The sequence below is a fragment of the Pyrinomonadaceae bacterium genome, from assembly GCA_036277115.1.
Lineage (GTDB): Bacteria > Acidobacteriota > Blastocatellia > Pyrinomonadales > Pyrinomonadaceae > UBA11740.
This window is the reverse complement of the sequence record DASUNM010000023.1, coordinates 1-22655: the sequence shown is the minus strand read 5'-3', so window position 1 is coordinate 22655 and position 22655 is coordinate 1. Positions and strand designations below refer to the sequence as shown.

21 protein-coding genes are annotated in these 22655 nt (G+C 56.6%); 14 read left to right on the top strand and 7 right to left on the bottom strand.

The window, feature by feature from the left end; genetic code table 11:
* Positions 1 to 20 precede the first annotated feature (20 nt).
* Positions 21 to 1805 carry a hypothetical protein gene (locus VFX97_07180; protein ID HEX5702965.1) on the top strand — a complete coding sequence of 595 codons (1785 nt, stop codon included), beginning with the start codon at positions 21 to 23 and terminating at the stop codon, positions 1803 to 1805.
* Positions 1806 to 1814: 9 nt separating this feature from the next.
* On the opposite strand, the gene VFX97_07175 is transcribed toward VFX97_07180, so the two are convergent.
* Positions 1815 to 2468 carry a hypothetical protein gene (locus VFX97_07175; GenBank protein ID HEX5702964.1) on the bottom strand — a complete coding sequence of 218 codons (654 nt, stop codon included), beginning with the start codon at positions 2466 to 2468 and terminating at the stop codon, positions 1815 to 1817.
* A gap of 2 nt (positions 2469 to 2470) precedes the next feature.
* The gene (locus VFX97_07170; GenBank protein HEX5702963.1) at positions 2471 to 4045 is read right to left on the bottom strand and encodes a 5'-nucleotidase C-terminal domain-containing protein; all 1575 of its coding nucleotides are present in this window, start codon (positions 4043 to 4045) and stop codon (positions 2471 to 2473) included.
* A 245-nt stretch (positions 4046 to 4290) separates the two neighbouring features.
* Here VFX97_07170 and VFX97_07165 point away from each other — a divergent pair, with 245 nt between their 5' ends.
* Entirely contained in the window at positions 4291 to 5361 is a 1071-nt protein-coding gene (locus VFX97_07165; protein ID HEX5702962.1) for an SDR family oxidoreductase, read from the top strand.
* A gap of 208 nt (positions 5362 to 5569) precedes the next feature.
* Here the strand turns inward: VFX97_07165 and VFX97_07160 are convergent, their stop codons facing one another.
* Both VFX97_07160 and pdxH read right to left on the bottom strand, forming a co-directional pair.
* Entirely contained in the window at positions 5570 to 5773 is a 204-nt protein-coding gene (locus VFX97_07160) for a hypothetical protein (GenBank protein HEX5702961.1), read from the bottom strand.
* A gap of 62 nt (positions 5774 to 5835) precedes the next feature.
* The gene (gene pdxH / locus VFX97_07155; protein HEX5702960.1) at positions 5836 to 6453 is read right to left on the bottom strand and encodes a pyridoxamine 5'-phosphate oxidase; all 618 of its coding nucleotides are present in this window, start codon (positions 6451 to 6453) and stop codon (positions 5836 to 5838) included.
* Between the two features lie 247 nt (positions 6454 to 6700).
* Here pdxH and VFX97_07150 point away from each other — a divergent pair, with 247 nt between their 5' ends.
* From VFX97_07150 to VFX97_07095, 12 genes are all read left to right on the top strand, one after another.
* Positions 6701 to 7351: a hypothetical protein gene (locus VFX97_07150; protein HEX5702959.1), complete on the top strand. Its 651-nt coding sequence runs from the start codon at positions 6701 to 6703 to the stop codon at positions 7349 to 7351.
* Between the two features lie 142 nt (positions 7352 to 7493).
* On the top strand, positions 7494 to 8927 hold the full coding sequence (gene der, locus VFX97_07145; GenBank protein HEX5702958.1) for a ribosome biogenesis GTPase Der: 1434 nt from the start codon (positions 7494 to 7496) through the stop codon (positions 8925 to 8927).
* Positions 8924 to 10099, top strand: a complete 1176-nt coding sequence (gene tgt / locus VFX97_07140) for a tRNA guanosine(34) transglycosylase Tgt (protein HEX5702957.1) — start codon at positions 8924 to 8926, stop codon at positions 10097 to 10099. The genes der and tgt overlap by 4 nt, the downstream gene beginning before the upstream one ends.
* Positions 10100 to 10193: 94 nt before the next feature.
* The gene (yajC, locus tag VFX97_07135; protein ID HEX5702956.1) at positions 10194 to 10487 is read left to right on the top strand and encodes a preprotein translocase subunit YajC; all 294 of its coding nucleotides are present in this window, start codon (positions 10194 to 10196) and stop codon (positions 10485 to 10487) included.
* A 15-nt stretch (positions 10488 to 10502) separates the two neighbouring features.
* Positions 10503 to 12203, top strand: a complete 1701-nt coding sequence (secD, locus tag VFX97_07130; GenBank protein ID HEX5702955.1) for a protein translocase subunit SecD — start codon at positions 10503 to 10505, stop codon at positions 12201 to 12203.
* Between the two features lie 17 nt (positions 12204 to 12220).
* On the top strand, positions 12221 to 13267 hold the full coding sequence (gene secF / locus VFX97_07125; GenBank protein HEX5702954.1) for a protein translocase subunit SecF: 1047 nt from the start codon (positions 12221 to 12223) through the stop codon (positions 13265 to 13267).
* A gap of 405 nt (positions 13268 to 13672) precedes the next feature.
* The gene (locus tag VFX97_07120; protein HEX5702953.1) at positions 13673 to 14461 is read left to right on the top strand and encodes a TonB family protein; all 789 of its coding nucleotides are present in this window, start codon (positions 13673 to 13675) and stop codon (positions 14459 to 14461) included.
* Between the two features lie 92 nt (positions 14462 to 14553).
* Positions 14554 to 15327: a MotA/TolQ/ExbB proton channel family protein gene (locus tag VFX97_07115; protein HEX5702952.1), complete on the top strand. Its 774-nt coding sequence runs from the start codon at positions 14554 to 14556 to the stop codon at positions 15325 to 15327.
* Positions 15328 to 15413: 86 nt separating this feature from the next.
* Positions 15414 to 15890, top strand: coding sequence for a biopolymer transporter ExbD (locus tag VFX97_07110; protein ID HEX5702951.1), 477 nt, complete (start codon positions 15414 to 15416; stop codon positions 15888 to 15890).
* A gap of 32 nt (positions 15891 to 15922) precedes the next feature.
* Positions 15923 to 16414 (top strand): biopolymer transporter ExbD, encoded by a 492-nt coding sequence (locus VFX97_07105; protein HEX5702950.1) that lies wholly within the window; start codon positions 15923 to 15925, stop codon positions 16412 to 16414.
* 94 nt (positions 16415 to 16508) lie between these two features.
* Positions 16509 to 17348, top strand: coding sequence for a hypothetical protein (locus VFX97_07100; GenBank protein ID HEX5702949.1), 840 nt, complete (start codon positions 16509 to 16511; stop codon positions 17346 to 17348).
* A gap of 168 nt (positions 17349 to 17516) precedes the next feature.
* Positions 17517 to 19700: a bifunctional (p)ppGpp synthetase/guanosine-3',5'-bis(diphosphate) 3'-pyrophosphohydrolase gene (locus VFX97_07095; protein HEX5702948.1), complete on the top strand. Its 2184-nt coding sequence runs from the start codon at positions 17517 to 17519 to the stop codon at positions 19698 to 19700.
* Between the two features lie 112 nt (positions 19701 to 19812).
* Here the strand turns inward: VFX97_07095 and VFX97_07090 are convergent, their stop codons facing one another.
* From VFX97_07090 to VFX97_07080, 3 genes are read right to left on the bottom strand one after another with little or no spacing between them, the layout of a single operon-like run.
* Complete coding sequence (locus VFX97_07090) at positions 19813 to 21216, bottom strand: pitrilysin family protein (GenBank protein ID HEX5702947.1); 1404 nt, start codon at positions 21214 to 21216, stop codon at positions 19813 to 19815.
* A 34-nt stretch (positions 21217 to 21250) separates the two neighbouring features.
* A complete protein-coding gene (locus VFX97_07085) occupies positions 21251 to 21766 on the bottom strand; it encodes a TlpA disulfide reductase family protein (GenBank protein HEX5702946.1) in 516 nt (171 codons plus the stop codon).
* Between the two features lie 40 nt (positions 21767 to 21806).
* Positions 21807 to 22508: a nucleotidyltransferase family protein gene (locus tag VFX97_07080; GenBank protein HEX5702945.1), complete on the bottom strand. Its 702-nt coding sequence runs from the start codon at positions 22506 to 22508 to the stop codon at positions 21807 to 21809.
* Positions 22509 to 22655 lie beyond the last annotated feature (147 nt).

Below are 22655 nucleotides of genomic sequence, written 5' to 3'. Positions count from 1 at the left end.
AGGCGTGCGTACCGAATTTGATGAGTAAGCGATTATTTGTCGCCGCGTCTGCTTTGCTTGCAGTCGCGGCGATTGTGTTTGCGTTTTCAAGTTGGCGCGGCGGCACAACTTCCGCGCGCCGCGGATTTGTGCGCGCTAACGGCGTCCGTTTCGTAGTCGATGGCAAGCCGTTCCGCTTCGTCGGCGCAAACGTCGATGTCATGTTTCAGAAGGAGACGCGCGCGGCTATGCCTGAGATGCTGCGGGTGTCGGCGTCGTCGGGAATGAAAGTAGTCCGCATCTGGGCCTCTGGCGAAGGCGGTCTGGAAGATGTTCAGCCGGCCAACAACTGGCGGCGCGATCGCTGGTTTCGCCGCACCCCAACTGAGTGGAACGAGGCTGAGTTTGTTTTTCTTGATCAGATAATTGCTGAAGCGGCCCGCCACGGCTTGAAAGTGCAGATTTGCCTGGCGAATTGGTGGCGCGACACCGGTGGCGTGACTCAGTATCTGCGCTGGGCCGGAATCAACGGCGCCGATGATGACAACTATCCGTTTGGCATCAACGACGAAAAGGCGATGCTGTTCTACACGAACGAAACCACCAGACGCCTTTACCGCGAACACGTCGAAAAAATTGTTGGACGCCGCAACTCTGTGACCGGAGTCATGTACCGCGACGACCCGAATATTTTTGGTTACGAGTTGATGAACGAAGCGCGCTGTCTGACCGGTCGCTGGGACGAGCGGCGGGCATGGATCACTGAGATGAGCGCGTATGTGAAATCACTCGATCCGAATCACGTGGTGGCTCCGGGCGTGTGGGGCTATCGCACTGCAGCCGAGCGCCGCGAGTGGCTCAAGGATCACGCGCTGGCAAATATCGATTACGTCGACGTTCACAACTATCCCCGGGACGACGAAGACAGTTTTGTCGATACCCCAAAGGCCCTCGGGGAATTCATCGCTAACCGGGTCTCCGCCGCCGCGACGCTGCAGAAGCCTTTAGTGTTCGGCGAGTTCGGCGTACCGCACGACGGCTTTAACGGCTCGTCACTACTTGAATGGTACCGGGCATTTTTCGAGTACTCGGCCCGCGACGGCGCGAGCGGCGCCATGTTCTGGATTCTCACGCCCGAACCGACGCGTGGTTATGGCGTGACCTACACCACGAATCGAGATGCCGCCCTGCTGGCGGAGATTCGCGGCGCGTCGCACGCATTCTCCTCGCTGATGAACGCGACGCCGCCACCGGGTCTGCTCGACGCCGGCAAGCATCTCGTGCCGCGGCAATTTGCCTTCGCGCGCAACGAAACCGATGAAAGCGTGCGGCCGCAGATCATTTACGAGCAGGACGGACGCGTGCTCTATAAGTTTGCACCTGAGACGGTCGTACGCGGACGGTTCGAAAAGCTAGGCGGCGGATCCGGTTACATCTGGGGCGGAGGTGTCGGCTACTTCGAGTTCGTCGTACCTGGTCGCGAGACTCGTCGCCGTGTTGGCGAGATCGTCGTGCGCGCGCACATCCAGCCCGTTCTGCCGACTGACGCGAAAACAGATTGGATTCGGACGCGCGTGACGTTGTTTGTGAACGGAACAGAAATCGATTCGCGGCTAATCACCTGGGAGAATCCCAAAGCGCCGCAGATTCAGGAATGGAAGATTGATTCGTGGGGACCGCGCCTCCGCGCCGCTCGCGGCCTTCCGTTTACCGTTAGATTCGAAGTGACGCCGCAGGCGGATTGGCTTTACGGCGTGAACATCTCAAACTGGCCCGAAGGTTACGACTCAAAAGGCGCAGCGCCGGTTGAAGTTGAGTTGCGGTGATGCGCGCAGCTACTCGACGGATGATCGCTCGCGCAGAGCCAACAATAATCCATGCCGGATTTGATCGGCGACTGAGGCGCCGGCTGCCTCAGTGGTTAGCTTGACGGGTGGAGCTCCCGATCCTATTTCACCTGGCGTTCTCGATCCGAAGGGCCCGACCGGTTGATAGTAGGTTTTATCCTTAACAATCCGTTTCCCTGTCTTTGGCTCATAAACGTGACACTGGACCTCGAGATTTTGCGAGTTCAGAATTAGCTTCCCGTCTTGCACGGCATCGATTTCGAACTTCAATAGTGCCACGTAAACAGTCTGCTCTTGTTTCGCCCGTTTTATGACCTCGCTGGTCCCCAATTCACCGAGGTCGGTGATCGAGCCGTCGCTAAGTTCGCGCAAGCGAATCAAATTACTCGCATAAACCCGCGCTTCAGACGGAAGCCTCTTACCGGAGTAATCGGCCGCCACCAACAAATCCAGTTTCAGGCGCGCGGTTCGATCAGAGCTCTCAGCCGGTGAATTCGCAGGCGACGGAGCAGCAACCGGCGGCGGATTCGAGTTGGGCTTCGAACCGCGTCTACCGGATTGTCCGGACGAACTTATGCCGCCGACCATCGACATGAACGCCAGCAACGCCGTCAACTGTTTGAACCGGTTCTTAGTAAGCATCGCTAACCTTCAGGGCACGAACGCTTATCCTTCGGCGTATCGACTCGCGTTACGCGTCCCTCGACCTTCGGCGCGATCGGACGAACGGACGTGATCGCCTTCTCCAAAATGTCTGATTCGCTGGGCGCTTGCTCAGCCCCGACCAAAACCTTTGCGTCGCGGAACATTGTGTAGCCGTCGCCGCCATCCTTAATTACATAATTCGTCGCCGCCAAAGTGTACTTCTGTCGATCGAGCAGCGGGCGGCCGTTCACCGTCACGTTCGTAACGCGTTCTCCCGGTTTGCGCGTAGCGTCGTAGGTGAAGCGAATGCCCGACACTTGTGGAAAGCGGCCGGGTTGGGCCTCGACACCGATTGATCCCACGCCGTGTTCCAGTGCCGCGCGCAGGGTGGCGCCGGTCAACTCGATCTTCAGGACCTTATTATTGAACGGCAGAATGGAAAGCACGTCGCGCTTGGTTAACACTCCTGGCTGGATGAGCGCGTCGGCGCGAATCGATCCGCCGTTGACGAGCGCTACGTCCGCGCCCGTGGCCTGCCGGTAGGTGTCAGCGATGAAGTTGCCCATGTTCGTCTCGCGGGTGCGGACATTCTCGCTTTTCATATCCAGCGGGACGTCCGTGCGGCCAACAGGCTGCTCCAGACTCTTCAAAAGGGGGCCGTACTTTTCGTTGAGCGCGGCGAAGCTCGAATCGTCTTCGTACTCGTTGGTGACCGGGATGACTTTCCAATCGATGCTCTCGAGTTTTCCGGTCTTCTTATCGATGTTGAGATCGATGCGACCCATCTCGCGCGCGTCGGCCGTCATTTTGAAGATGGGAGCGCGCCCGGCCATCGACTCGAGCAAAGTGTGTTCGTGACCGCCGATGATCACATCGACGCCTGAACAGCGAGCGAGTTGTTTGTCTTCAGCCATGGAAAGATGCGTCAGCGCGACGATGACCTGTGCGCCCGCCGCGCGAATTTTGGGAATGACTCGACCAGCCGTCTCACAGGGGTCAAGGATGTCCACATTCGGGCCCGGCCGAGAAGTTGAAGTAGTCTCAGGCAACAGAATGCCGAACATGCCAATCTTCACGCCTTCGAATTCCCGCACGATGAACTCAGGTGTGTCGCCAAAGAGCTTTCCGGTTTTCTTGTCGAGCACGTTTGCCGCCAGCCATTTGAATTTCGATTCGCCCATCCGCTGAAGCAGAACTTCGGGGCCGAAATCAAACTCGTGATTCCCGAGCGTGGCGTAGTCCAAACCCGCCGCGTTCCAGGCTTCAATCATCTGCGCGCCTTTATAGGTGTTCGATTCGATCGACGGCGAAATCGTATCGCCGGCCATCAGGAACAGAGTGTGCGGCGACTCAGCCAGAATTTTCTTTCGCAAAGTTGCCACGCGCGCCAAGCCACCGCGCGTGCCGCCGTCTACTGGGGCGAACTGATAGACGTCATTGACCTGCAAGAGTGTGATTCGGACCGGACATTCGGTTTGGGTCTGCGCGGTGACGGGCTGCGGTTGAATCAAAAAGGCCGCGAGAAATAGCCCTAAGAGCGCTCGCCGGAAAAGCAGTTTGGCATTGGCAGTCATGAACAAACCTTTCTACAAATGATTGTGTCAGAACAAGCGGTAGCGACCGGATCAGCCTAAGCCTTGAGATAACCGAGCGCGTCTTGGCGAAAACCTTGAGCGTGGATCCGGTCGCTACCGCTCGCGGTTCTGGCACTTTCGCGGGATTATACTTGAGGCGCAGTGAGTCGGATACGTCATTCAATCTAATTCACACCTCCTTTCCAGGAGCCGGTCGAGTAATGGATGTGTGAATGTGATTCCCAATGTTGGCTAACGAATCAATTTTCATCACCGGTTTTCCCGGATTCATTGCGGGACGTTTGGTTGAGCGGCTGGCGCGCGATGGGGTTCGTTTCACTTTGCTGGTGCAACCGGCCCTGCTGAAGCGTGCTTACGAGGACGTCGCGCAGATCGTCGCCGAAACGGGCGCGCCGGCTGGGAATTTCTCAATCGTCGAAGGTGACATAACGAAATCAGACTTGGGTCTGACGCCGTCGGATTTGCAACGCGCGCGCGCGGAAACTCACACCGTGTTTCATTTGGCGGCGGCTTACGACTTGGCCGTCGCGCATGAAGTGGCGCAACTCGTCAATGTTCAGGGCACGCAAAATGTGAACGAGTTCGCAAAATCGATTACGAACCTGCGGCGTTACCACTATGTCTCGACCTGCTATGTCGCCGGTCGTCGCTCGGGATTAATTCGGGAAGACGAACTTGAACACGCCGCAGGCTTTCGCAATCACTATGAAGAGTCAAAGTACTTCGCCGAGCTTTCCGTCGCCGCTTTGAAATCGGAAATGCCGGTCACGATTCATCGCCCCGCTGTGGTTGTCGGCGATTCGCGCACGGGTGAGACCCCGAAGTACGACGGCATTTATTATCTGATTCACTACCTGCGCCGATGGCCGGGCGGACTGACGCTATTGAACATCGGCAATAGCAAAGTCAGTCTGAACCTTGTACCCATCGATTATGTAATTGAAGCGATGGTTGCGCTCGCAAAAGATGAACGCGCGATTGGGACGACCGTGCAAATTGCCGATCCCACGCCCCTCACGACCGAACAGTTGTTTGACGAGATTGCGAAAACAGTCGGCGGACGTGAATCGTGGCTGACGGTTCCGCGGCGTATCGTCTATCCGGTGCTGATGGCGCCGGGGGCGCCAAAGATCACCGGCCTGCCGCATTCAGCCGTGCCGTACTTCTTTCTTGAGCAGACTTACGACACGAGTCGAGTAAGTGAGTTGCTCCAGCCGCACGGAATTAACTGTCCAGCTTTTCCGGATTACGTGGGTGCGTTAGTGAAGTTTGTGGAGAAGCAGCCGGGGCTTTAGGTACGCACGCCTCCGGCGTGCTTTCTCTCATGAAGAGTACTTACAAAGACCGACTGGTCTTGCCGAAACAGGATGGTTTCGAGGGTGGTACTCTCGAGGATATTTTCCGCATTTTGATGGCCAGGGAATGACGCAACATGTTTGCTTTCATCTATGCGATTCGTTGCCTCAACGCTTCTTGTCGCAGCTTCGAGCCGAATTGAACGCATCAGTTGCAGCCGACGCCGGTAGCGTTAGCGCGGAGCAGAATCATGAGTGGCGAAAGCGATTTCACGAGTTTCTCGACAGCGGATATGGCTCCTGCGCCCTGCGTGATGAAAGACTCGCCAAAGTGATCGAGGATTCTTTGCTCCATTTTGACGGCGATCGTTACGCGTTGCACGCGTGGTGCGTTATGCCCAATCACGTTCATACACTCTTCACACCACAGGACGGCCATAAAATGAGCACGGCACGCCGGAGGCGTGCGTACCTTCAGGGTGCCAGTCGTTCAATGATCCAACTACCATCCGGCTGACGGTTGTATCGCAGCCGATCGTGCAAGCGGTTTTCGCGGCCTTGCCAGAACTCGATGACCTCAGGCTTTACTCGATAGCCACCCCAATGCGGCGGGCGTGGGACGTTGTCGGCAAACTTCCTATTAAACTCTTCGAATCGTTTTTCTAATTGCTCGCGGCTTTCAACGGGCTCGCTTTGATCTGAAGCCCAGGCGCCGAGCTTGCTGCCCAGCGGGCGCGAATGGAAGTACTCGTCTGATTCAGCTTCAGAAACCTTCGCGACTGCGCCCTCAATCCGAACCTGTCGCCACAGCGGAGACCAATAGAAAAGCAGACACGCGCGCGAGTTCCCGGCTAAGTCTTCACCTTTGCGGCTGTTGTAATTCGTGTAGAAGACAAAACCCTGCTCGTCGAAATCCTTGAGCAGCACTATTCGCGCGCTCGGTTGGCCGGTTTTGTCGGAGGTCGCGAGCGTCATTGACGTGGCGTCCTGTTCGGACATGCCAGTCGCCTTCGCGTCGGCGAACCAGCGTTCAAATTGACGAATGGGATTCGGGTCAGCGGTGGCTTTGGCTAGGGCAACTTTATCAGTCATTTCTAGAAAGGATATCTCAGGCCGCGTTTGTTTGCTGCTTTCGGCGCGACCGTGGCGGCGCATTGGGTTTTCGGGATATTAAACAATTGAGACGAACGTTTGTAGATCCCTTGCGCGTGGCGCGCGACGCACAAGGCTCTCTGCAAGCCAAGTCCGCAGAACGTTGACACCCCGGTTCTCACGGCTTAACCTGCGCCGGACCAGCGATGCTGCGCGCGGGTGAAGCTGGCGTCAAGACGTTCAATCATTGACGGGAGATCGACCATCGCGATCCCATGCCGCTGCAACCTTAAAGAGCTGCCGCATACAAAAATACGAATGGGAAGGATTAGACATGCCACTTCCGAGTGCAAAATTACGCGCCCTTGCTTCAGTTAACGTTGGCCAGCCTTATTTAATTCTCGAGGCGGCTGACTCCTTTGACGCCTTGCGCGCCGCCACGCTGAACCTGACCGGAATAGATTTTCTAGCGGTTTTGGGAGACTGTTTTCGGGCGAAGACTTTCACTAAAAACAATCCTGGATCTGTAACCAGATCCCTTCATAAGTGTGGAGTGGCGATTGATTACAACCAGGGCGAGAAAGCTTTAGTCCTCGTGCGCGAATCGATCGACGGTCGCACATATTGGCATACCTACCTGAAGATCACTGACCCTGCCAAACAGGTTGATTCCGAATTTGTTGCCCTTCGTCACCTGCCCGTCACCCAAGGCGGCGCGTTCAACGGGTGGGCGCTGGATTTTACCGAGCTGGCCGCTTCCATGGGTTGGCAGCGGATTCCCGCGCAAAAGGGGTGGGAGAAGAAAGGCAATTGGAATAAACGAGAATTCTGGCATTACCAGTACTCCGCGCTTGCCGGCAAAGGCTATGATTTCCTGATGGGTTTTCTCTACGACTGAGCAGGGGCTCGACTGAAATCCTGTCTGTCGCCGGTTGTAAGATGTCCACGAATTCGGGACTGAACTCCGCTCTCGCTTATCCTCTGTAACGGAACATTCCGAGCAATTCATCCTGCCGAGGTATCATCGGCAGTTATACGTCATGCGCACTTCGCACCCACCTGAACTGCCGCTGGTCGCAATTGTCGGCCGGCCGAACGTCGGCAAGTCGACGCTGTTCAATCGATTGATCGGCGAGCGGCGCGCGATTGTCGGCGACGAGCCGGGCATCACGCGCGATCGCATTTACGGCGCAGCCAATTGGAAGGGAAAAAGCTTTTCGTTGGTCGACACCGGCGGAATCGTGCCCGACGACGAGGCGGTAATTCCCGCGAACATTTTCAAGCAGGCAGGAGTCGCCATCAACCAGGCAGCGGCGTTGGTGTGGGTAGTCGATGCGCGTAAAGGCGTCACGCCGTTGGATGAAGAGCTGGCGCTGTTGTTGCGGGAAACCGGAAAGCCCGTGCTGCTCGCGGCTAACAAAGTTGACTCAGCACGTTTGGAAGATGAAGCGAGCGACTTTCATCGTTTTGGATTTTTGCATGTGATGCCGGTTTCGGCTGAACACGGAAATGGGCTCGGCGAACTGCTGAACGTGCTGGTGGAGTTGATCGAGAAGTCAGAACCGCCTGCGTTAGCGGGCGGGCCTGGTGTGCCAGAAACCGGCACGGATGCCGGTGAACCGCAGGCAGGGATGCCCGCGCTCCCGGCACGTGAGATTCGTCTCGCCATCATTGGCCGTCCAAATGTGGGCAAGTCGTCTGTGCTCAATCGGCTGCTCGGAGAAGAGCGAGCAATCGTCTCGCCCGTTGCCGGCACGACGCGCGACAGCGTTGATACCCTGCTCAAAACCGACGAACACACTTTTCGTATCATCGACACGGCCGGCATTCGTCGCAAAGGAAAAACCACAGCGATGGCTGAGAAGCTTTCCGTCGTCATGGCGCGCAAAAGCCTGGAACGAGCCGACGTTGCGATTGTGCTGCTGGATGCGGAAGAAGGAGTGACGGCGCTGGATTCGGCGATTGCCGGCTATGCGCTCGAGCAGGGGTGTTCCATCATTCTCGTTTTGAATAAGTGGGACCTGCTGGAAGGGAAGGACACTGCCAGTGGCACCAAGTTCGAACAAAAGGTCCGCCAGGAAATGAAGTTTCTTAGTTGGGCGCCCGTGATTACCACCTCTGCTTTGACCGGCCAACGTGTGCAGAAACTTCTGCCCCTCGCGATTCGCGCGAATGCTGTTCGCAGCGTGCGCATTCCTACTTCGCGGCTTAACGATTTCTTTGAACGTGAAGTGCGCCAGCGCTCGGGGGTGACGCCGGCGAAAACGTTTCGCGGCTCGCGGCTTCACGTCCAGTACATCACGCAAATCGGCGTGCGTCCGCCAACGTTCGTTGTCTTCACTTCGGGCGGCAAAGCCGGTCTGCACTTTTCCTTTCTGCGGCACCTTGAGAACCGCATGCGGGAAGAGTTCGACTTTTATGCGACGCCAATCCGAATCATTGAAAGGCACAAGTCAAAAACGAGACGCAGATGACCAGCCTCAAGCCTCAAGTCTCTACCCTCGAGTTTCAAGTTCAGGCCCGTGACGGTGAGGCGCGCGCGGGAATTCTCACTACGCGGCGCGGCGAAATCGAGACGCCAGTGTTCATGCCGGTCGGGACGGCGGGCACGGTGAAGGGGATTCGGTTCGAAGAACTTGAAGCGGCTGATCTCGACGCCCGGATAATCCTTGGCAACACGTATCACCTTTGGCTGCGGCCCGGCATTGAAGTGATCAAAGCTTGCGGCGGCCTCCACAACTTCATCGGCTGGGAGCGCGCGATGCTCACCGACTCAGGCGGGTTTCAAGTTTGGAGTCTCGCAGAAATCCGCAAAGTCACCGAAGAGGGAACTGAGTTTCGTTCTCACATCGACGGCGCGCTTTGTTTTCTCTCGCCCGAAATTTCGATGGAAGTGCAAACCGTGCTGGGGGCCGAGATCGCCATGGCGTTCGACGAGTGTCCGCCGGGACAGATCGATCCTGACGCGGCCCGGCGCAGCATGGAGCTGACGTTACGTTGGGCGCAGCGATCGAAGGAGGCGCATTTAGAACTGCAGTCCCGCGCCGTCGGGACGGCGCTTTCGGAAGGTCAAGCACTCTTTGGGATCCTGCAGGGTGCGTCTCATTTGGATCTGCGACGCGAAAGTCTGGAACGGACAGTTGAGATCGGATTCGACGGCTATGCAATCGGCGGTCTGAGTGTCGGCGAAGAAAAACCGGTGATGCTCGAAATCATTGAAGACATCGCGCCGCGCATGCCCGTCGACCAGCCGAGATACTTGATGGGTGTCGGTACGCCGGAAGACCTGGTTGAATCAGTTGCGCGGGGCATCGATATGTTCGATTGCGTGCTCCCGACGCGCAACGGCCGGACGGGCCAGGCCTTCACTTCTCGCGGAAAACTGAACATCAAAAATGCTCGATTCGCGGCCGACAAAAGACCTCTGGACGAAGCCTGCCCGTGTTCAGTCTGCCGGCGTCATTCACGCGCTTACCTTCGCCATCTGTACCTTGCGGGCGAGATGCTCGCAAGCATCCTTCTGACGCATCACAATCTGGCGTTCTTCCTTGACACCATGAGACACGTCAGGCAAGCTATCCGGTCTGGCCAATTCGCACAATTCCGGCGAGAGTTCACTGAGCAACTCAGCTCTGGTTTGGAATAGCTTGTGTCAGAACCCGGAGCAAACCGGGGTCCCCGCGCGAGCAGCTCGCGTGGTGTGGTAGTGACGGGATCAGAAGGGTTCATAACCAACAAATATGTTGCTTCTATTACTTCAAGGCGCGGGCGGTTTCGGATTTCTCATTCCGATGCTGCTGGTGTTTGGTGTCTTCTACCTACTATTGATTCGGCCGCAGCAAAAGAAACAGCGTCAACTGCAAGCCCAAATCGCCGACCTGAAAGCTGGTGACAAGATCGTCACCACCGGCGGCGTCATCGGCACCATCACGACCGTCAAAGAGACAAGCTTCCTGGTGCGCAGCGCCGACAAAACGATCCTCGAGATTGCGCGCTCGGCGGTAGCCGGCGTGGACAACGAAGAGCAGAAGTAACACGCTGCAGTTCCCATGAAGAAAAAGAACGTAATTCAGCGCACGATCATCATCGCTATCGTAACGATCGTCGGAATTTATCTTGTCATCGGCCCGCGCGGCCGGCGGCCCCGGCTGAACGACTTTACGTGGTCGGGCGTGAAAGCCAATCTCGCGAACAATATTCGGCTCGGTCTGGATCTGAAGGGCGGATCGCATCTGGTGATGCGCGTCCGCGTCGATAAGTATCTGGCGAAGCTGACTACGGATAATGCTGCCGCGGCGCGGAAAGCTGCTGAGGACGCCGGATTTCAAATTAAGGACGCACGCGCTGAAACAACCGGCGGATACCGGTTCGTTGTGGAAGCTGCGGACCCGGCAAAACTGAGCGAAATTGAAAACGCCGTAAAGCAGAAAGTTGACGTCTCGAGCTGGACCTCCTCGATCAGCGGCAGCACGATTTCGTGGACGCTGCCGGCGACCGCGCAGGGGTTATTGGCAGAGCAGGCAACGGTACAAGCGCAGCGAATCATTGAAGGACGCTTAGACCAATTTGGCGTTGCTGAGCCGTTGGTCCAGCGACACGGCTCGCAAAGTTCTTATCGCATTCTCGTGCAGATGCCGGGTATTCAGGATCCCGAACGCGTCAAAGAGTTGATGAAAGCCCAGTCGCGGCTTGAACTTGTTCACGTGATCAGTTCACCGGCCCCGTCGGGTTTGCAGTCGTACGGGACCAGAGAAGAAGCGTTGGCGACCCTCGGTTCAGGCGGAACTATTCCTCAAAACCGGCGTGTATTGCCGTACTCGGAACGGGACGAGCCCGCGTCGGCGGGTGACACCCCGACCCAGCCACAAACTGAAAAAGAGAAGCGTTGGGTTGTCGTCGAGAACCCGCCGGTTATCGATGGCTCCGAATTGCGGAATGCGACGGCAGTGCAGGCGAGTGGCGGCGTTAACGATTATCAAATTTCGTTTGCACTGAAGCCTTCGGGCGCCGACAAGTTCAGCAAATGGACAGGCGCGAACATCAACGAGTACATGGGTGTCGTGCTGAACGACGAAGTTAAATCAGCGCCATATATTAAGGGCCAGATTTACGATCAAGGTGAAATCACTGGAAGATTCACACAAAAATCGGCAGAGGATCTCGCGCTGACATTGCGCTCGGGGGCGCTGCCGACCGACATCGAATATCAGGAAGAGCGCACGGTGGGCCCGAGCCTGGGAGCCGACTCAATTCGTTCCGGCGTCAAGGCTTCGCTGTACGGCTTACTGTTCGTAGTCGCCTTCATGCTTTTCTACTACCGGGGCTCAGGCATCAACGCCGTCATCGCGCTCTTGCTCAACATGATCCTGATGCTGGCGGGCGTGATTGTTTTTGGCGCGACGCTGACTCTGCCGGGCATCGCCGGCATGATTCTTACGATCGGTATGGCCGTCGATTCGAACGTGCTGATCTTTGAGCGCATTCGGGAGGAGTTACGAGCCGGGAAAACTGTCCCCTCAGCGGTCGATCAGGGCTTTGATCGCGCGATCGTGACGATTATCGACACGCACGTGACCACTGTGGTGTCGTCCTTGTTCCTGTTTGTTTTTGGCACCGGCCCGCTCCGCGGTTTTGCGGTGACTCTTATTCTCGGTCTGGTAATTAATCTGTTCTCGGCGGTTTACGTTTCGCGGACCATTTTCATGTGGCTGCTGCGGCGGAAGCGTCGCGCCCAGACACTGAGCGTTTAGTTAACGATACTTGACGAATGTTTCAAATCTTCAAAGCAGTTAATTTTGATTGGCTGAAGTGGCGACGGATCTTTATTGGAATTTCAGTCCTGCTGATGGTTGCCGGTCTCGGCTCGGCGATTTTCCGCGAGTGGAAGCATCCGAACGGAACGAACGCTTTTAACCTCGGCGTTGATTTTCGGGGCGGTACCGTAGTCACCGCGCGCTTCAAGCAGGCGGCGACGGCTGAACAGATCCGCGCCACGCTCGGCGCGCAGGGTCTTAACGAAGCGGTCATTCAACCGGTGGTTGATCGACCTGATACGTTTCTCATCAAACTTCCGCTTGCGGGAGCCGGCTCCACCGAATCGGATTCGGACGTCGAGTTGGGTCGAACCAAAGTTCGCACGGCGCTCAACTCCATCGGTCCCGAAGGATCCGCGTACGAAATCATCGGCACGGATGCTGTCGGGGCGGTCGCCGGCGCCGAGCTGAGAAACAAGGCCATCGCGGTCACGCTCGCGGCGCTGGTGGGGATGCTTGTCTACATCGCGTTCCGTTTCGAATGGACATACGGGGCCGCGGCCGTGATCGCGGTGTTCCACGACGTGCTCGTGACGCTGGGCTTCTTTTCAATTTTCCAATGGGAAGTGAACCTCACGGTCATCGCGGCGTTTCTGACGCTCGTCGGCGCGTCGGTTAACGACACCATTGTGGTGTTCGACCGCGTGCGCGAGAATCGGAAACTGCATCGGCGTGAATCGCTTTACAAAATTACCAACGACTCGATCAATCAGACGCTATCGCGAACGGTCATTACCCAGGGCCTAATCGTTCTTTCAGTTCTCGCGATGGTCATTTTCGGAGGCGAGGTTCTGCGCGCTTTCTCACTTGCGCTGCTCATCGGAACCATCGTCGGCACCTATTCTTCAATTGCGATCGCCAGCCCCATCATGGTTTGGTGGGAGCGGAAGATTGAAGCTGCTAACAAGCTTGCAACGACCGCTAGTGCGCGTTCAGGTTTCCAACCAAAGCGCACTGACGCAGGGCGCAAGAATGTCGGGAAGCCTTCACGCGCAGCGTAGCGTAATCGGCGGGAACATAATCCTCCGGCTCGGTTTCTAACTGAGCGTGTTGTTGCAGGTGATGGGGCGTGAAGTGTCGCAAACACGTGAAAACACGGCTTTGTTTGCTCTTGACTTTGCGCGTATTCGCGGCATAGACTGCACCCGTTGCTGGCCAATTAAATACGTTTTTGATCGTGCCTTTGCGTCAGGGTAGTTGCGGAAAGCACGATGGTAGTACGTTAAGCGGCCAGTTTATTTTGTCTCTCGAACTGGCCGCAACGCACGCGGCGGCTTCCTTTCTTTTCCGCGGTCAAAAGGAATTCGCTTACTTTGTGTTATTGATTTGCAATAGTTTCCTTTTTGAATCGCTCTCGAATAGATCTTGGATCTGACCCTTTTGGCACCACGTAGGGAGGACTGAAGATGTTCGAACATTTAGTCGAGTCGGGTTCGCACTCGGAAGACATTAAACGCAAGGGTTCGTTTCTGCTGGGCTTCACGGCAATTTACGTCGTGCTGATCATCGCCGGATTGATTGCCGGTATTTTGTGGGCGCCGGCCTTCATCGATCAGCAAACGTTAGAGCTGACCGCGTTGATTGCACCGGTCCCGGTGCAGCAACAGCAACAGGAGCAGAAGCAAGAGGCGAAGCCTGAAAAGATGGACGTGAGCAAGAACGTTGACGTTCGCAGGGAATTGATCGCCGACGTCTCGCGCGCTGACCTGGTGCCGAAAGAAGTTTCTGCTAAAGCCAGCGACGTTCCGCCCGTTCGCAAGGGCGTGGTAACGATGCTGGGCAGTGGAAACACTAACGCGATTGCGCCGGTCGCGCCGGGCTCTGGAACCGGCAGCGTCATTTCGACTGGACCTACAAAGGTTGACGTTGCGGATGCGCCGCCGCCGCCGCCACCGAAACCAACACCGCCGAAAGCTCCGATCTCCGGCGGCGTGCTTAACGGCAAAGCAGTGCGACTGGTGCAGCCGCCTTACCCGGCGATTGCGCGCAGCGCGCGGGCGGCCGGTCAGGTGAGGGTGCAAATCGTCATCGATGAAAACGGCAACGTGGTTTCCGCGGCGCCGGTTTCGGGCCATCCGCTTCTGCAAGGCGCGGCCGTCGCAGCGGCGCGGGCGTCGAAGTTTACGCCTACGAAGCTGTCAGGCATGCCGGTTAAAGTTTCCGGCGTCATCATCTATAACTTCGTGGCGCAGTAATAATCGCGGTCGCTGCCGGTAACCCTGGCGGCGGCCACGACCTGCTGTAAAAAAGATTCAGTTTTGAACCTAATTTCCTTGGAGGATCTACCGTGACTATTCTAACAAGCATCCTCGGAACGAAAGCGCTCAGCTTCCTTTTCGTTCTTTGGCAAGCCACTCCGGCGCCGTCGGCGCCCGCAGTTGACCACTTCACGCTAACTGAAATGGTCAAGAACATGGGAGCCGTCGCGATCGTCGTCGTGGTTATTCTTTTAATTATGTCGGTGTATTCGATTGCCATCATGGTCGAGCGTTATCTGACCTACACGGCCGCAAAGAAGCAATCGCGGGAATTTGCTCCGCGCGTGGCCCAGGCGCTGAAGAATAACCGCATCGAAGAAGCCATCAACATCAGCGACAAGCATCGCAAGTCGCACCTGGCGATGGTCGTCAACAGCGGCCTGCAGGAGTTCCGCGCCCACGAGCAGTCGTCTGAGATTTCGGGCGATGAGATCGAGGCTTCGAAGCGCGCTTTACAGCGGGCGATTGCCATCAAGACCGCAGAGTTCCGGCGTGGCTTGTCGGGCCTCGCGACCATCGGTTCGACGGCGCCGTTCGTCGGTCTGTTCGGCACGGTGTTCGGAATCATCAACGCGTTCCGCGGCATGAAGAACGCCGAATCGGCCGGTATCGCGGCCGTCGCGGGTGGAATTTCGGAAGCGTTGTTTACGACGGCGCTTGGTCTGGTAGTCGCGGTGCCGGCGGTGTGGCTGTTTAACTACTTCACCGGCAAGGTTGATGGTTTCGTGGTCGAGATGGACAACTCAGCTTCTGAGCTGGTGGACTATTTCATCAAGAACCGCACCAAGCAACTCAATCCGTAGTTGAAGTCTGAAGGAAGCTGGTCAGCGCGGCGTCGGCCGGGCTGGCCTTTGCGCCGCGCGACGTTCGCGGCGAAAGGAGATTTACCATGAGCATGCAGGCTGGAGGCGACAAGAGCGGATTTCAATCCGAGATTAACGTCACGCCGATGGTCGACATCATGTTGGTGCTTCTGATCATCTTCATGGTGGTGACGCCGTTCTTGCAACAGGGCATTACGGTCCCGATTCCGCGCGACCTGAAGAACCCTGACGAGGATCAGGCAATCAATAAAGAGACGTCCGTGATCGTGTCGGTGGTTTGCCGGCCGCCGGACAGTCCGCAGTGTACGCCGGAAGCGACTGAGGTTTACCTGGGCAAGAAGAAGGTAAACATGGATGACCTGAAGACGCAGGTCGAAAAAGCGCTGCAGACCAAGAAGGAAGAAGACCGGATCGTTTACGTCAAGAGCGGCGTCAACGTGAGCTACGGCGAGGTAGTCAAGGTCATCAACGCGGTCCGCGAAAAAGGCATAGACAAGATTGGGCTGGTCGCGGACAAGAAGAAGAAAGGCGCGGCGACCTAAGACGCCGGTTGAGGTAATTAGAGGGTAACGCTATGTCAATGCAAACTGCCAAGGGTCAAGCGGAACCATATATCAACGTGACGCCGCTGATCGACGTTCTGTTGGTGTTGCTGATCATCTTCATGGTCGTGACGCCGTTGAAGCCCAGCCGCTTCAAAGCTGACATTCCAACCCAACGGGATCCGAACGAGGATGTTAGCCAGTTGAAACCGAATCCGCTGACGCTGGTCGTGACCATCGGTCAGGATTTGCAGCTCAAACTGAATCAGGACGTGATGGGTTCAGTGAATGACCCGAGCGCGCTGTCGGCGAAGCTGCAACAGACTTTTGACTTGCGCAAATCAATGCGCGCATACAAAGTCGGCATGGAGACTTCGAACCTTCCCGAAGATCAGAAGATTGAGAAGACTGTGTTTGTGAAAGCCCCCCGGTCCCTGAAGTACGGCGACGTGGTGAAGGTGATTGATGCGATTAAGGGCGCGGGCGCAAATCCAGTCGGCTTGCAGGTTGACGATTTACCATAATCACGCGACGTGACGTCCAGCGCCGTAATTTTCCGCTCGCCTGGCTCGCTCGCACTCAAGCGCCGTCACGTTTGCACAAATGGAGCGAACTGAAATGAGATTGTCTCAATCCAGGATCTGCGCTATCGCGATCCTGGTTTTGCTCGTCAGCGTCGGATCGGGCTGCAACCTTATCGCCAAAGTTCGGGCGAAGAACGAACTGAACGAAGCGGCCAAAGCTTATAAAGAAGGCCACTTCGATCAGGCGGAACAACATGCCAAACGCGCGCTGGCGCTCGATCCCAGCAACAAGACTGCCCCGATCTTTATTGCGCGCATCATCCACCAACAGTACAAGCCAGGCGTTGATTCACCTGAGAACGTGCAGCGCGCCCGCGACGCGATCGAGGCTTACAAGCACCTCCTGCAAAACGATCCGAACAACGACGAGGCTTACAAGGCAATCTCGGTTTTGTATTCGGCAATTAAGGACGAGACAAACCTGCGCGACTGGATTCTGAAGCGCGCTAACGACACGACCCAGACGAATGAAAAGCGGGCCGAGGCGTACGCGATCCTGGCCGGCAAGGATTGGGATTGCTCGTTCAAGATTACCGAGTTGCCGGACGTGAAGGTTATCGCGGAGGGCAAGTCCAACTATCAGAAGCCGAAAGACCCGAAGGACTTCGACAAGATCCAACAGTGCGTGACCCGGGGTCTGGAACAGGCTGAGACGGCCATCAAATACGATCCGAACAGCGAATCAGCGTGGTCTTACAAGACCAATCTGCTGATTGAAGCCGCCAAGATCGCCAAGATGAACAGCGACTCGACCGCTGCGTCACAATACGAACGTCAGGCGGAAACGGCGCAGAAACGCGCGTCGCAGCTCGCTGACGAACGGCGGAAGAAGGAAGAAGCAGCCGAAGCGGCTGCGGCCTCGCCGACTCCATAGTTCCTATTTCATCTGAAACCAAAGAGGTGACGTAAGACTCGTTCGAGTCGAACGTCACCTCTTGCTATAATGCATCGGGCGTCAGTAGTCCGCTGTCAGTTGTCAGTTGCCCTCTGCTTTTAATCAACTGACCACTGACACCTGACGACTGACGTTTTTGTTTTTTTTATGGTTCGCATCGAAGAAATCGTTGAGAAGGTACGGCGTAACCATCCGCAGGCGGACCTTAATCTGCTGCGGCGCGCCTATCTTTTCTCGGCCCGCGAGCACAAGGGCCAGAAGCGCGCTTCGGGCGAAGCCTACCTCGTTCATCCGCTGGAAGTGGCGAATATCCTCGCCGACATGCGCATGGATGCGGTTTCCGTCTCGACCGGTCTGCTGCACGACGTGGTGGAAGACACGCTCGCCGATCCCAAAACGATTCGCGAATACTTCGGTGAAGAAGTCGCTCATCTGGTTGAAGGCCTCACAAAAATTGCGCACATCAGCAGCGTCTCGCGGGAAGAGCAGCAGGCAGAGAATGTGCGCAAGATGCTGCTCGCGATGGTCGATGATGTGCGCGTGGTGCTGGTCAAACTGGCCGATCGCCTGCACAACATGCGGACGCTCGAGTTTCTCAGCCCCGAAAAACGCCGCCGCATCGCCCAGGAGACGATGGACATTTACGCGCCGATTGCGCATCGGCTCGGTATGGGTAAATTGCGCGGCGAGCTTGAGGATCTCGCGTTCCGCAATCTGCATCCTGAGGACTACCGGGAAATCACTGTGCAGTTAGAGAAACGGCGCGCGGCTAACGAAGCGTTCCTGAACGACGTGACCGCGACGATCGAGCAGCAAATGCGCGAAGCCGATGTTCCCTTCGTGCGCATTGAAGGGCGCGTGAAGCGCATCTACTCAATCTGGAAAAAACTTCAGGCCCAGGCCATTGATTTGGATCAAGTTTACGATCTGGTGGCGGCGCGCGTGATTACGCCGAACGAAATTCGCCACTGCTATGCCGCGCTGGGCGTGATTCATCACTCGTGGAAACCGGTGCCGGGTCGATTCAAGGATTGGATCGCGACACCGCGCGACAATCTGTATCAGTCGCTGCACACGTCTGTCATCGGCTCTAAAGTGCAACCGTTCGAAGTCCAGATTCGGACTGAACAAATGCACCTGGTGGCCGAAGAAGGCGTGGCCGCGCACTGGAAATACAAGGAAGGGAAGCGCGGCGCGCGTGACGACGACGAAGCCATGACGCTATTGCGCTCGCTGATTGAGTGGACGCAGGAAGTGAAAGACTCGCGCGAGTTCATGGACGCGCTGAAGCTGGATCTTTATCCGAAAGACGTCTATGCCTTCACGCCGATGGGCAAAGTCATCCAATTGCCGCGCGGCGCGACCACTCTCGATTTCGCTTACATGATTCACTCGGAGGTCGGAAATACCACTTCCGGCGCGCGCATCAACACGCGGATGGTGCCCCTGCGAACGCAAATTCAGAACGGCGACGTGGTTGAGATTCTGACTAGTCCGAACGCTCACCCGTCGCGCGACTGGCTGAATTTCGTCGTCACCTCCCGCGCACGCAACCGCGTCCGGCACTGGGTCGCGGATCAGCAACGCGCTGAGTCGATCGAAATCGGCCGCAAGCTATTTGAAAAAGAGGCGAGTCGGTTCCAAATCCCCTTTAAGAAACTCTTGGCGGACAGTAACGGCGACCTGAAGCGGATCGCCGGCGAATACGGTTACGGGCGCACGGACGATCTGCTGGCGGCGATGGGTTATGGAAAGATCGTGCCGCGGAACATCATTGCGAAGTATCTTGGGCCTGAAAAATTCGAGGCGCTGGCCCAACAGAAAGAATCAAAACTGCGGAGCGGCGTGCGCGCGGTGCGGCGGTTGCTCGGCGGCGATGGCGCGATCGTCGTGCGTGGCGTTGAGGATTTGATGGTAAACCGCGCCCGCTGTTGTAATCCGCTCCATGGCGAGGACATCATCGGCTACATCACCCGCGGCAAGGGCGTGGCGGTGCATACCAAGCGTTGCAAGAACGTGCAACAACTCATGATTAACCCTGAACGAATCGTGAACGTTGAATGGGCTTCGCGGCCCGAAAAGACGGCCTATGCGGTGAAACTATTGGCGACGACGGAGAATCGGACCGGCATGATTGCCGGTATCACGGGCGCGATTTCGGACATGAGAACGGGCATCCGCGACGCCCGCGCATCCATTGGGCCTGATCAGAAGGGCCGTATCGAAGTGACTGTGGAAGTCTTCGACGTGAAGCACCTGGACAAGGTGACAAGTTCAATCAAGAGCGTTCCCGGCGTGCTTGATGTCGAGCGTCTTCAGGGAGCGGTGTAGGCGGATAGAAGCAAAGAGGCAAGCGCAAAGAGGCAAGAGCGAAGACGTAAGAGCTAAGAGCCGAGAGCTTTACTCCATTGCACCTACCTCTTGGCTCCTACCGTTTTGCGTCCTACCTCGTTTTGTTTCCTTCTGTGTCGTAAAACTCAATCTGATCCGCATAGTCGCGCAGCTGGCTTTCAACTTCGGCCGCATCGCCCACCACGACAATCACCGCGCGGTCAGGCGTCACATGTTGCTGGGCGACGCGCTGAACTTCCTCTGCGGTTACGGCATTAACCTTATCGCGATACGTGTGCAGGTAATCGGATGGCAAGTCATACATCCTCACTCCGGTAAGTTGATCGATTAAGCCATCCTGCGTTTCGATGCGAATCGGAAAAACCCCGGCCAGATAGGATTTCGCATTCCCCAGTTCTTCATCCGGAACACGCTCGTTGCGAATGCGTTCGAGTTCAACAAAAAACTCATGCAGCGACGCGCCCGTAACGGGCGTGCGTACTTCGGCGGAAACGCGGAAGGTGCCGGCCAGACGGCGCGCATCAACATTTGAATACGCGCCGTAGGTGTAGCCTTTTTCTTCGCGCAGGTTCATGAAGAGCCGCGACGAGGCGTTGGCGCCCAGTACTGTATGCATCACCAGCATTGGGAAGTAATCCGGACTGGTGCGGGTGATGCCGGCATTCGCGATGACGATGTTCGACTGGGCTGAGCCCGGCCGGTCTACCAAAAACGCCTTCCGCGCGGAGAGTTGCGGCAACGCAGGAAAGTTTGATTGCGCCAGGGTCTCGCGTTTCCAGGCACCAAACAGCTTTTCGATTTTCGCGACGATCTCATCAACTTCAATGTCTCCGACCACCAGCATCACTGCGTTGTTTGGCACGAGCCGCGTGCGGTGAAAGTCAACGAACATGTCCCGGTTCATGGCGTCCAGGGATGCCGAGGTCGGCGAGATGCGCGCGTAAGGATGATTGCCAAACATCACTTTCGCGGTCCGTTCGGACGCGAGGAAGTTTGGTTGGGCCCGCTGCTGGATGAGCATCTGCTTCGTGTTCTCGCGCGCCAGATCGATTTCGTTTTGCGGAAACGAAGGACGCAGAGTTACGTCGGCCATCAACTCGAGGATCTCATCGACGTAAAGTGAGAGCGCAGATGCTCCCACGGTCACAAAGTCCGAACCGGAGTTAACGCTTAAGGTAGCGCCGAGTCGCTCAACCTCTTCGGCAATTTGCACGCTTGTCCGGCTCGTGGTCCCTTCGCTCATCAGGTGCGACATCATGTCGCTCAGGCCGGCGAGCTCGGGCGGATCATTCGAGTCCCCACCGACAAATGCCAAACGAAAGCTGACGATCGGCAGACGGTTATCGCTTACGACGGCGACGCGGAGTTCATTATCGAGCGTTAGTTCGACCGGCGCGGGAATGTTCAGTGGACGCGACTGGAGCGGCGGCGGACTGTGACGACGGAATGTTTCTGAAGACTGATCGGCGTTAAGAATTTCGGAAGCAGTTTGCACGGAATCAACTCACGACTTTAATTGGATTTGATTACTATAGAATCTTATCCAACCGCGCCGCGAGTTGTGTTGTCAAGTTGGCATTAGGATCCATGCCGCCCATTGAGGCCGCCACGTTTCCTTGTTTGTCGAGAATGACGACCGACGGCAGCTGATCGACGTTCATTTTTCGCGAGGCGACGCCGTCGGGATCGCGCAGGATTGTGACTTTGTATTTGCGCGCGAGATCGCGCAGTTGGTCATCGGGAACGTAGTTCTTTGATTTGGGATTGTCCGAATCAACACTCACCCAATAAACGGCGACGCCTTTTCCGGCGTATTGATCCGCAAGCTTCTTCACGCCTTCCAGTTGTGTGCGAGTCAAAGGCAACCATGAGGCGCCGAAGGCCAGGACCGCGACTTCGCCGCGCAAGCTCTGGGAGGTGACGGACTCGCCGTCAATGGCCCGCATCGAAAACTCGACGCCGCCCTGCGCGACGGTTGCCGGCGCGAAACTCAGCGCAAAAATAAACACCGCAATAGCGGTGGCCTTTCGGGTGATGGTTAACATCTTCTTTCCTCCGCCGTCGCCCGGGACGGCTGACAGGGACTTAGATGAGGCGTTTCGGTTTGCCGTTGGTTGGCTCATTAAGGTCCGTGATTTCCTCAGGCTTTCGGCCAAAAAAGTCCGTGTGCAAGGCGGAGTAATCTTCCCACGTGTCCATGTCCCGCGCAACAAAGGGCGAATCGACGGGCAGCCGAAGCACGTCCGCTCGATGTTTGTTGAAGAAGCCGCGCAGGCCGGCGCCGGAATCAAGGCGCTTCAGTTCGTCGCGATAGCTGAGGTCGATTAACACCGGATGTCCGCCTTTCCCCTGGAACTCAGGCTGGATGAGCTGGGCGCCGCCGCGCCATTTTTCCATCAACAGTCTGATCGTGTCGGGATGAATGGCAGGATGGTCAGCCGGCGTAATCAACACGGCTCGCGCCATGTCGGAGAGGGCATCGACGCCGAGCACAATCGAAGCACTCATTTCACTGTCGGGATTCGGATTGGTGACGAACGCCACTGAAGCCGCGCTAAGTTGATAACGCACCGCTTCAGCGGAATGTCCAAGCACGACAACGATCTCAGCGACGCTTGCTGCGCGCAGGTTGCTGACGCAGGACTCAATTACAGTCTGGTGGCCAAAAGGAAGAAGCGGTTTGAATTTGCCCATCCGGCGCGAGCGGCCGGCGGCCAGAATGATGGCTGCAATTCGGTCTTTGGACTTTGGACTTTGGTCTTTGATTTTGGTTGACCGGTCTTCCATGTCTGCCAATATAAGACCTAAGACCTAAGACCTAAGACCTAAGACCTAAGACCTAAGACCTAAGACCTAAGACCTAAGACCTAAGACCTAAGACCTAAGACCTAAGACCTAAGACCTAAGACCTAAGACCTAAGACCTAAGACCTAA